Source organism: Pseudomonas sp. P4_C4 (assembly GCF_056402055.1).
The window spans coordinates 35,452-45,062 of the sequence record NZ_JBFUID010000062.1 but is presented as its reverse complement, the minus strand read 5'-3'; the positions used below and the strand labels follow the sequence as shown (position 1 = coordinate 45,062).

Sequence of the window (9,611 nt, the reverse complement as noted above, 5' to 3'; positions counted from 1 at the left end):
ACTTGCGCTTCAGATCTCTCTTCAGCGGGAGGCGAATTCTACAGCGTTACACGCTGCTGTCAACACCTCTTTTTCAACTCCCTTTTGGCTTCGATGACCTGAAGCAACCTGCTGCCGAAAACTGCGTAACTCATTGTTTGCCAAGGAGTTTTCCGTTTCGACTGCGCCGGAAGTGGGGCGAATTATAGACACCTGTAATCTGCCGTCAAGCACTGATTCAGGTTTTCTATCAATAACCTGCAGAATGCAGCAAAACGCCCCAAAGCTAGCCTGTATAGAGGAGCCAAAACGCCCTTCTATATAGAAGAGCTTCCTCATGGGCAGCCACAGCCCATGTCATAGCCAAAAAATCAGCCCACCGCATACAGACGGTTGGCTGGCCGCCAAATAACAAAAAAGCACCCAAGGTGCTTTTTTGTTATCGCTGTCAGCTGAATAAAGTCGCCACCCTGGCCCGCGCCATGTGCAGCTTCTTGTAACTGTCGATCAGACGAAGGTGCCTGTCGAGCCCTTCCAGCTTCATGCTCGTCGGCGTCAGACCATAGAAACGTACGCTGCCATCCACGGACCCTATCGCCGCGTCCATCCGCTCGTTGCCGAACATCCGGCGGAAGTTGACCTCGTAATCGCTCAGTTGCAGATCATCGTCCAGTTGCATTTCCAGCACGACGTTCACGGCTTGATAGAACAAGCCGCGCTCGACGGTGTTGTCGTTGTATTGCAAGAAGGCTTCCACCAGATCCTTGGCCTGGTCAAACTTCTGCAAGGCGAGATAAATCAGCAGCCTCAGCTCCAGGATCGTCAACTTGCCCCAAGGCGTGTTGTCGTCGAACTCGATGCCGATCAAGGTGGTGATGTCGGTGTAATCATCCAGCTCGCTGTTTTCCAGACCCTTGGCCAGCGTTCTCAGGCCGACTTTGCTCAGGCTGTGCAGGTTCAGGATGTCAGCGCGGAACTGCAGCGCTTTGTTGGTGTTATCCCAGATCAAATCTTCTACCGGATAAATTTCCGAGTAATCCGGCACCAGAATGCGGCAGGCCTTGGCGCCAATGTGCTCATAGACCGCCATGTACACTTCTTTGCCCATGTCTTCGAGAATGCCGAACAAGGTCGCGGCCTCGTCGACATTGGAGTTTTCGCCTTGACCGGAGAAATCCCACTCAACGAATTCGAAATCCGGTTTGGCACTGAAGAAGCGCCACGAGACCACACCGCTGGAATCGATAAAGTGCTCGACAAAGTTGTTCGGCTCAGTCACTGCCTGACCTTCGAAGGTCGGCTGAGGCAGATCGTTCAGGCCTTCGAAACTGCGACCTTGCAGCAGTTCCGTCAGGCTGCGCTCCAGCGCCACTTCCAGGCTTGGGTGCGCGCCGAACGAGGCAAACACGCCACCGGTACGCGGGTTCATCAAGGTCACGCACATCACCGGGAACTCCCCGCCCAGCGATGCATCCTTGACCAGCACCGGGAAGCCCTGTTCTTCCAGGGCCTGGATACCGGCCAGAATGCCCGGGTACTTCGCCAGCACTTGCTGCGGCACATCCGGCAGGGCCATTTCGCCTTCGAGGATTTCGCGCTTGACCGCGCGCTCGAAGATCTCCGACAGGCACTGCACCTGAGCTTCGGCCAGGGTGTTGCCAGCGCTCATGCCATTACTCAGGAACAGGTTTTCGATCAGGTTGGACGGGAAGTACACCACCTCATTGTCCGACTGGCGCACAAACGGCAGTGAACAAATGCCACGCTGGGTGTTGCCGGAGTTGGTGTCGTACAGATGCGAGCCACGCAGCTCGCCATCCCGGTCGTAAACCTTCAGGCAGTACTCGTCGAGGATTTCAGTCGGCAGTTCGTCCTTCGGGCCAGGCTTGAACCAGCGCTCGTCCGGGTAATGCACAAACGCCGCGTTGGCGATGTCCTCGCCCCAGAACTGATCGTTGTAGAAGAAGTTGCAGTTCAGTCGCTCGATAAACTCGCCCAGTGCCGATGCCAGCGCACCTTCTTTGGTCGCTCCCTTGCCGTTGGTAAAACACATTGGCGAGTGCGCATCGCGGATGTGCAGCGACCACACATTGGGAACGATATTGCGCCACGAAGCGATTTCAATCTTCATGCCCAGGTCGGCCAGGATGCCCGACATGTTGGCGATGGTTTGCTCCAGCGGCAGGTCCTTGCCCACAATGTAGGTGCCCGCTTCGCCAGCCGAGTGCGGCATCAGCAACGCCTGGGCATCGGCGTCGAGGTTTTCGACCTCTTCAATCACGAACTCGGGCCCGGTTTGCACCACCTTCTTTACCGTGCAACGGTCGATGGAGCGCAAGATCCCCTGACGGTCCTTGGCGGAGATGTCCGCCGGCAATTCGACCTGAATCTTGAAAATCTGGTTGTAGCGGTTTTCCGGATCAACAATGTTGTTCTGCGACAGGCGGATATTTTCGGTGGGGATATTGCGGGTTTCGCAATACAACTTCACGAAGTACGCCGCGCACAACGCCGACGAAGCCAGGAAGTAATCGAACGGCCCCGGTGCCGAGCCATCGCCCTTGTAGCGAATGGGTTGATCGGCAATCACCGTGAAGTCGTCGAACTTGGCCTCAAGTCGAAGGTTGTCGAGAAAGTTGACCTTGATTTCCATGCGTGCTTACCAGAATAACGAGCTATACGATTTGGCCGCCATTATCCGGTTTTTCAGCACAGACCGTTAACTTTCCACTATTTTTCGACCAACACCACCCCACGCTCCTCAAGCAAGCGCACAAACATCGTCAGGCTCTGCGACACCGTCCCCCTGCGCCACACCAGCCAGGTGCGTAAATAGCGGAACGACTCCGACAACGGCCAGACGCTGACCGTCGTGCATCCAGGCATGCTTTCGAGCATGCTGCGAGGCATCAGYGCCAGGCCGGCACCGGCGCTGACGCAGGCCAGCATGCCGTGATAGGACTCCATTTCGAAAATCTTGCCGGGCACCGCCGCACCATTGGCGAACCAGCTTTCGAAATGATGGCGATAGGAGCAGTTGGAGCGGAAGGCATAGATGTTTTCGCCATTCACATCCTTGGCCCGATGAATCGGCTCATGGTTGAGCGGTGCGATCAGGACCATTTCCTCTTCGAAAGCAGGCACGCCCTCCAGTGCCGGATGCAACACCGGACCATCGACAAATGCCGCGGCCAGCCGCCCTGACAGCACCCCATCGATCATGGTCCCGGAGGGGCCGGTGGACAGGTCCAGTTCGACCTTGGCGTGTTTCTGGTTATAGGCGGCCAATAGCTCTGGAATACGTACCGCTGCAGTACTTTCCAGCGAGCCCAGGGCGAAGGCTCCCTGCGGTTCTTCACCTGCCACGGTGGCGCGCGCCTCCTGAACCAGGTCGAGAATACGTCGAGCGTAATCCAGAAAGCTCCAGCCGGCCGGCGACAGGCGCAGGCGACTCTTCTCGCGGATAAACAGGTCCACACCCAGGTCCAGCTCAAGCTGCTTGATTCGGGTCGTGAGATTCGATGGCACTCGGTGGATATGCTGGGCGGCCACGCTGATGCTGCCGTGCTCGGCGACAGCCTTGAAAATTTCGAGCTGAACCAGATCCAAGTCATTCTCCAAACGTGAACGTTATGCTCAGTATTATTCAGTTTCCAGAAAACATATAGCCCCATAACCTGAGCACATTCCTACCTCGCAGGACGGTGCCATGACCCACGTATCCAGCCTTACCCACGCCATTTCGATCAACCCGACCACGGGCGAGCAGATCGGCCACTACCCTTTCGAATCCGATTCGGCATTACAGGCCACGCTGACGCGGACCGCTACCGGGTTTCGAGGCTGGCGCCGCAAACCGGTTGAACAACGCGCGCAGCTGTTGATCAACCTCGGCCAGGCCTTGCGCAACAATGCGCAGGCCATGGCGAACATGATCACCCAGGAAATGGGCAAGCCCATCGCTCAGGCCCGCGGTGAAATTGAAAAATGTGCGCAGCTCTGCGAGTGGTACGCCGAACACGGCCCCGCCATGCTGAGTTCAGAACCGACCTTGGTTGAAGGCGACAAGGCACGCATTGAATATCGCCCGCTCGGCCCGATTCTCGCCGTCATGCCGTGGAACTTCCCCATCTGGCAAGTCCTGCGCGGCGCGGTCCCCACCTTGCTCGCCGGCAATACCTACGTGCTCAAACACGCGCCAAACGTCATGGGTAGCGCCTACCTGCTGCTGGAAGCCTTCCAGCAAGCGGACTTTCCTGAAGGTGTTTTCGAGGTCATCAATGTCACGCCGGAGGGTGTATCCAGGGCGATCGCCGATCCACGTATCGCGGCTGTCACCCTCACCGGCAGCGTCCGTGCAGGCATGGCCATCGGCGCTCAGGCTGGAGCGGCACTGAAGAAATGTGTATTGGAACTGGGCGGCTCCGACCCGTTTATCGTGCTCGACGACGCAGACCTCGACGAGGCGGTGAAAGCCGCGGTGATCGGGCGCTATCAAAACACCGGACAAGTCTGCGCCGCCGCCAAACGCCTGATTGTCGAGCAAGGCATCGTCGAGGAATTTACCCGCAAGTTCGTCGAGGCCACCCAGCAGCTGGTCGTCGGTGATCCACTCGCCACCAACACTTACATCGGCCCGATGGCTCGCTTCGATCTGCGCGACGAACTGGATCAACAGGTTCGCGACACACTGGAAGAAGGCGCGACGCTGCTGCTGGGTGGAAAGAAGGCTGAAGGCCCCGGCAATTACTATGAGCCTACGGTACTCGGCGACGTGACCGATCAGATGACATCATTCAAACAGGAGTTGTTTGGCCCTGTGGCCTCAATCATCACGGCCCGAGACGCAGCCCATGCGCTGGAATTGGCCAATGACAGCGAGTTCGGCCTCACCGCCACCCTCTACACGCGCAATGTCGAACTCGCCCGGCAGATGGCCGGCGAACTTGAAACCGGTGGAGTGTTCATCAACGGCTATAGCGCCAGCGATCCGCGTGTCAGTTTTGGTGGCGTGAAGAAGAGTGGCTTTGGCCGTGAGCTCTCGCACTTCGGGGTGCGCGAATTCTGTAATGCACAGACGGTTTGGCTGGATCGACGTTAAGGGCAGCGTAGTACTGCGAACTGGCTCAATTTCCGACAGAGCAAAAACCTTGATACTGGAATGAAAAAACGGGCGCCTTATCGGCGCCCGTTTTTTGTTCAAAGGATTGATGACACAGATGAGGTTCTGCCCACCAGCACCCAGTGTGCCGCCTCGCCCTGATATGTTTTTTTTCACTATGTTGATTTATGAAATGTTTTATGTCATTTATACCCTCGTGAATCATCGGGACAGTCCACCTTGCCAGACCGGACGGCAGCCCCCCTACCACCCAAACGCCCCATCCAAGGAGTCAACAATATGTACAAGACAGAACTTCTAGGCGCTCTGGCACTGTGCGTCGCAAGCTTGCTGGCACACGCCGACGACGACAGCCTGCGTATCGGTATCGAAGCCGCCTACCCGCCCTTCTCCTTCAAGACGCCAGAGGGCAACGTCAGTGGTTTCGATTACGACATTGGCAACGCGCTGTGCGAAGAGATGAAGGTCAAATGCGAGTGGGTCATCCAGGAATTCGACGGCATGATCCCGTCGCTGAAAGTGCGCAAGATCGATGCTGTGCTGTCGTCGATGTCGATCACTGAAGACCGTATGAAGTCGGTCGACTTCAGCAAAAAGTACTACCACACGCCGGGCAAGTTCGCGATGAAGGCCGGTAGCGTGATCAACGACCCGCTGGTCGATCTCAAAGGCAAGAAACTCGGCGTGCAACGCTCCTCGACCTATGACCGTTTCGCCACCGAGCAGCTTGAGAAAGCCGGCGCCCTGGTGGTGCGCTACTCCTCGCAAAATGAAGCCTTCCTCGATCTGGCAGCGGGTCGCCTGGACGCCACGCTTGCAGACATCGTCAACACCGATGAAAGCTTTATCAAAACACCCTTGGGTAAGGGTTTCGCACTGGCAGGGCCGGACATCAACGACCCGAAATACTTCGGCAGAGGCGCCGGGATCGCGGTGCGTAAAGGCGACAGCGCGAACGTTGCACGCCTGAGTGCAGCGATTGATGCGATCCGCGCCAATGGCAAGTACCAGCAAGTGATGGGCAAGTACTTCGCCTTCGATATCTACGGCGAATAAGCCTTCATCCGAAACCTTGGCGCCGGCCCCATGCGGGCGCCGCTTTTGGCTTGTCTCGTGCGCCTCCCGGCGCTCGCTTGAGGAACTTCATCATGCTCCACGGCTACGGATCGAGCATTCTCGATGGCGCCTGGCTGACCATTAATCTGGCCCTGACCTCCATGACCATGGCCATTTCCCTGGGACTGATCGGCGCGGCCTTTCGTTTGTCGCCGTTCAAATGGCTGGCGGTGCTGGGCGAAGGTTATACAACCCTGATTCGCGGTATTCCTGACCTGGTGCTGATCCTGCTGATCTTCTATGGCGGCCAGGATCTGATGAACCGCATTGCCCTCGCACTCGGTTACACCCAGTACATCGACATCAACCCCTTCATCGCCGGTGTCTGCACCATGGGCTTCATTTTCGGTGCGTATCTCTCGGAGACCTTTCGTGGCGCCTTCATGGCGATCCCTAAAGGTCAGGCAGAGGCCGGCGCGGCTTATGGCATGAGTGGCGCTCAGGTGTTCTGGCGGATTCTGGTGCCGCAGATGATTCGTTTCGCCATTCCCGGGTTCACCAACAACTGGTTGGTACTGACCAAATCCACCGCGCTGATCTCGGTGATCGGTTTGCAGGACATGATGTTCAAAGCCAAAAACGCAGCGGACGCCACCCATGAGCCGTTCACATTTTTCCTCGCGGTTGCCGCGCTCTACTTGATGCTGACCAGCGTGTCATTGCTGGTGTTGCGCTATCTGGAAAAACACTACTCGGTCGGCATCAAAGCCGCCGAACTGTGACTGGGAGCCCCCCATGATTCTCGACTACAACCTGATATGGGAAAACCTGCCGCTGTATTTCAACGGCGCATTGGTGACCCTGAAAGTGCTGCTGATTTCCCTGGCCGTTGGCCTGGTGCTTGCGGTTCCGATAGCGCTGATGCGCGTTTCCCGATCACCACTGATCAACTTCCCGGCCTGGCTCTACACCTACGTGATTCGCGGCACCCCGATGCTGGTGCAATTGTTCCTGATCTACTACGGGTTGGCGCAGTTCGAAGCGGTACGCCAAAGCGCGTTCTGGCCTTACCTGTCCAGCGCGACCTTTTGTGCCTGCCTGGCCTTCGCAATCAATACCAGCGCCTATAGCGCGGAACTCCTGGCCGGCAGCTTGAAGGCCACGGCCCACGGCGAGATCGAAGCCGCCAAAGCCATGGGCATGTCGCGCCTGACCTTGTACCGCCGCATCCTCCTGCCGTCGGCCTTGCGCCGGGCGCTGCCGCAGTACAGCAACGAAGTGCTGATGATGCTGCAGACCACCAGCCTGGCGTCCATCGTCACGTTGGTGGATATCACCGGAGCCGCGCGAACCGTCAGTTCGCGCTTCTATCTGCCGTTCGAAGCATTCATCACTGCCGGTCTCATCTACCTGGCCCTGACCTTCATCCTGGTTCGCCTGTTCAAGCTGGCCGAGCGCCGCTGGCTGGCCTATCTGGCACCACGCAAGCACTAAGGAGCGTTATGAAGCACATTCAATACCTTTTGCCGTGGAGTGCCTCGGGCACAGAACGAAAGCTGTCGCTGTTTCGTTTTGGCAGCGGGCCGCGCAAGGCCTACATCCAGGCTTCCCTACATGCCGACGAACTGCCGGGGATGCGCGTCGCCGTCGAGCTCAAGCGCCGTCTGCTGGAACTGGAAGAGCAAGGCCTGTTGAACGGGGTGATCGAACTGGTGCCGATGGCCAATCCGATTGGTATCGCACAGATGTTCCAGGCCACCCATCAGGGGCGCTTTGAATTCTCCAGCGGGAAGAATTTCAATCGCGACTTCCCGGAACTCGCCGAGGCCGTGACAAGGCAACTGGAAGGTCAACTGGGCGACGATGCCAACGCCAACATCGCACTGATCCGCCGCGCCATGGGCGACGCCCTCACCAACATGCCGGCACCGACATCGGAACTCGATGGCTTGCGGCGCCTGTTGCTGCAGCATGCCTGTGATGCCGATGTGGTGCTGGACCTGCACTGCGACTTCGAGTCGATCATGCTGCTGTATGCCATGCCGCAAAACTGGTCACGCTTGCGCTCATTGGCCGCCCGCCTCGGCGCCGGCGTGGCCCTGCTCGCCGAGGCTGCGGGAGGCAACGCCTTCGATGAAGCCTGCGCAATCCCCTGGCTGCACCTGGCCGAGCGCTTTCCTGAAGCCAATATTCCGCTGGCGTGCGTGGCCACCACGATTGAATTGCGCGGCATGGCCGACACCGAGCGCGAGCAATGCGTCGACAGTGCCCAGGCCATTCTCGGCTATCTCGCCGAGCAAGACCTGATCAGCGGCGACTGGCCTGCAGCGCCACCGAGCCGTTGTGAGGCGACACCGTTCGCCGGTGCGCAGTACGCCTATGCGCCGCACCCGGGGGTGGTGAGTTATCTGCAACCGTTGGGTGCCCACGTCAAGGTCGGCGATCCGCTCTTCGAAGTGATCGATCCGCTGACCGATCAGCACAGCGTGGTGCACGCCAGCACCGACGGCATCCTGTATGCCCGTGAACGCCTGCGCTTTGCCCAGCCTGGTTTGTGGTTGGCCAAGGTGGCCGGTAACACCCCTATTCGCCAAGGCCGTTTGCTCAGCGACTGATTCCAGAGAGTTGAAACCATGTACAAACTTGAAATTCAGGATCTTCACAAAAGCTACGGCGCCCACGAAGTGCTCAAGGGCGTGTCTCTGGAAGCGAAAGCCGGTGACGTCATCAGCATTATCGGCTCCAGTGGATCTGGTAAAAGCACCTTCCTGCGTTGCATCAACCTGCTGGAGCAGCCCAACGCTGGCAACATCGTGCTCAATGGCGAACAGCTCAAACTGGTGACCAATAAACTCGGCGGGCTCAAGGCTGCCGAACCCAGGCAGCTGCAACGCATGCGTTCGCGGCTATCGATGGTGTTTCAGCACTTCAACCTCTGGTCGCACATGACTGCCCTTGAAAACGTCATGGAAGCTCCGGTGCATGTGCTGGGCATGAACAAGCAAGAAGCCCGGGAAAAAGCCGAACACTACCTGAACAAAGTCGGCGTGGCACACCGCATGGACGCCTGGCCGGCGCATATGTCCGGTGGTGAGCAGCAGCGCGTGGCGATTGCCCGCGCATTGGCCATGGAACCTGAAGTGATGCTGTTCGATGAACCGACTTCGGCACTCGACCCCGAGCTGGTCGGCGAAGTACTTAAAGTCATGCAGGATCTCGCACTCGAAGGACGCACCATGGTGGTCGTGACCCACGAAATGGGGTTTGCCCGCGAGGTTTCCAATCAACTGGTGTTTCTGCACAAGGGGCGGGTCGAAGAGCGCGGCAATCCGCGTGAAGTGCTGGTCAATCCACAATCCGAGCGTCTCCAGCGCATTGCGCGTTATCGTTCTTCGCGGGCAAGCCACGCTCCMACAGGTTATGCGCCCGCCCCAGCCCCATCTCCAACCCTCAG

General features: G+C 58.1%; 7 protein-coding genes and 1 pseudogene. 6 read left to right on the top strand and 2 right to left on the bottom strand.

Going from position 1 to position 9,611, the window contains the following annotated elements; all coding sequences use genetic code 11:
- Positions 1 to 427: 427 nt before the first annotated feature.
- Together AC1DXW_RS25655 and ptrR are read right to left on the bottom strand one after the other, a co-directional pair.
- Positions 428 to 2,632, bottom strand: a complete 2,205-nt coding sequence (locus tag AC1DXW_RS25655) for an OsmC domain/YcaO domain-containing protein (protein ID WP_477760621.1) — start codon at positions 2,630 to 2,632, stop codon at positions 428 to 430.
- Positions 2,633 to 2,709: 77 nt separating this feature from the next.
- On the bottom strand, positions 2,710 to 3,588 hold the full coding sequence (ptrR, locus tag AC1DXW_RS25650; protein ID WP_008047600.1) for a putrescine utilization regulator PtrR: 879 nt from the start codon (positions 3,586 to 3,588) through the stop codon (positions 2,710 to 2,712).
- Between the two features lie 100 nt (positions 3,589 to 3,688).
- Between ptrR and AC1DXW_RS25645 the strand changes: the two genes are divergently transcribed.
- The 6 genes and pseudogenes from AC1DXW_RS25645 to AC1DXW_RS25620 all read left to right on the top strand — a co-directional run.
- A complete protein-coding gene (locus AC1DXW_RS25645; protein ID WP_477760620.1) occupies positions 3,689 to 5,080 on the top strand; it encodes an aldehyde dehydrogenase family protein in 1,392 nt (463 codons plus the stop codon).
- Positions 5,081 to 5,380: 300 nt separating this feature from the next.
- Positions 5,381 to 6,157, top strand: a complete 777-nt coding sequence (locus AC1DXW_RS25640; protein ID WP_477756741.1) for an ABC transporter substrate-binding protein — start codon at positions 5,381 to 5,383, stop codon at positions 6,155 to 6,157.
- A 92-nt stretch (positions 6,158 to 6,249) separates the two neighbouring features.
- A complete protein-coding gene (locus AC1DXW_RS25635; protein ID WP_477756740.1) occupies positions 6,250 to 6,939 on the top strand; it encodes an ABC transporter permease in 690 nt (229 codons plus the stop codon).
- A 13-nt stretch (positions 6,940 to 6,952) separates the two neighbouring features.
- The gene (locus tag AC1DXW_RS25630; RefSeq protein ID WP_477756739.1) at positions 6,953 to 7,651 is read left to right on the top strand and encodes an ABC transporter permease; all 699 of its coding nucleotides are present in this window, start codon (positions 6,953 to 6,955) and stop codon (positions 7,649 to 7,651) included.
- An 8-nt stretch (positions 7,652 to 7,659) separates the two neighbouring features.
- Complete coding sequence (locus AC1DXW_RS25625; RefSeq protein WP_477760619.1) at positions 7,660 to 8,772, top strand: succinylglutamate desuccinylase/aspartoacylase family protein; 1,113 nt, start codon at positions 7,660 to 7,662, stop codon at positions 8,770 to 8,772.
- Positions 8,773 to 8,790: 18 nt separating this feature from the next.
- Positions 8,791 to 9,531: pseudogene (locus AC1DXW_RS25620) on the top strand (ABC transporter ATP-binding protein); the annotation flags it as partial.
- Between the last annotated feature and the right edge of the window lie 80 nt (positions 9,532 to 9,611).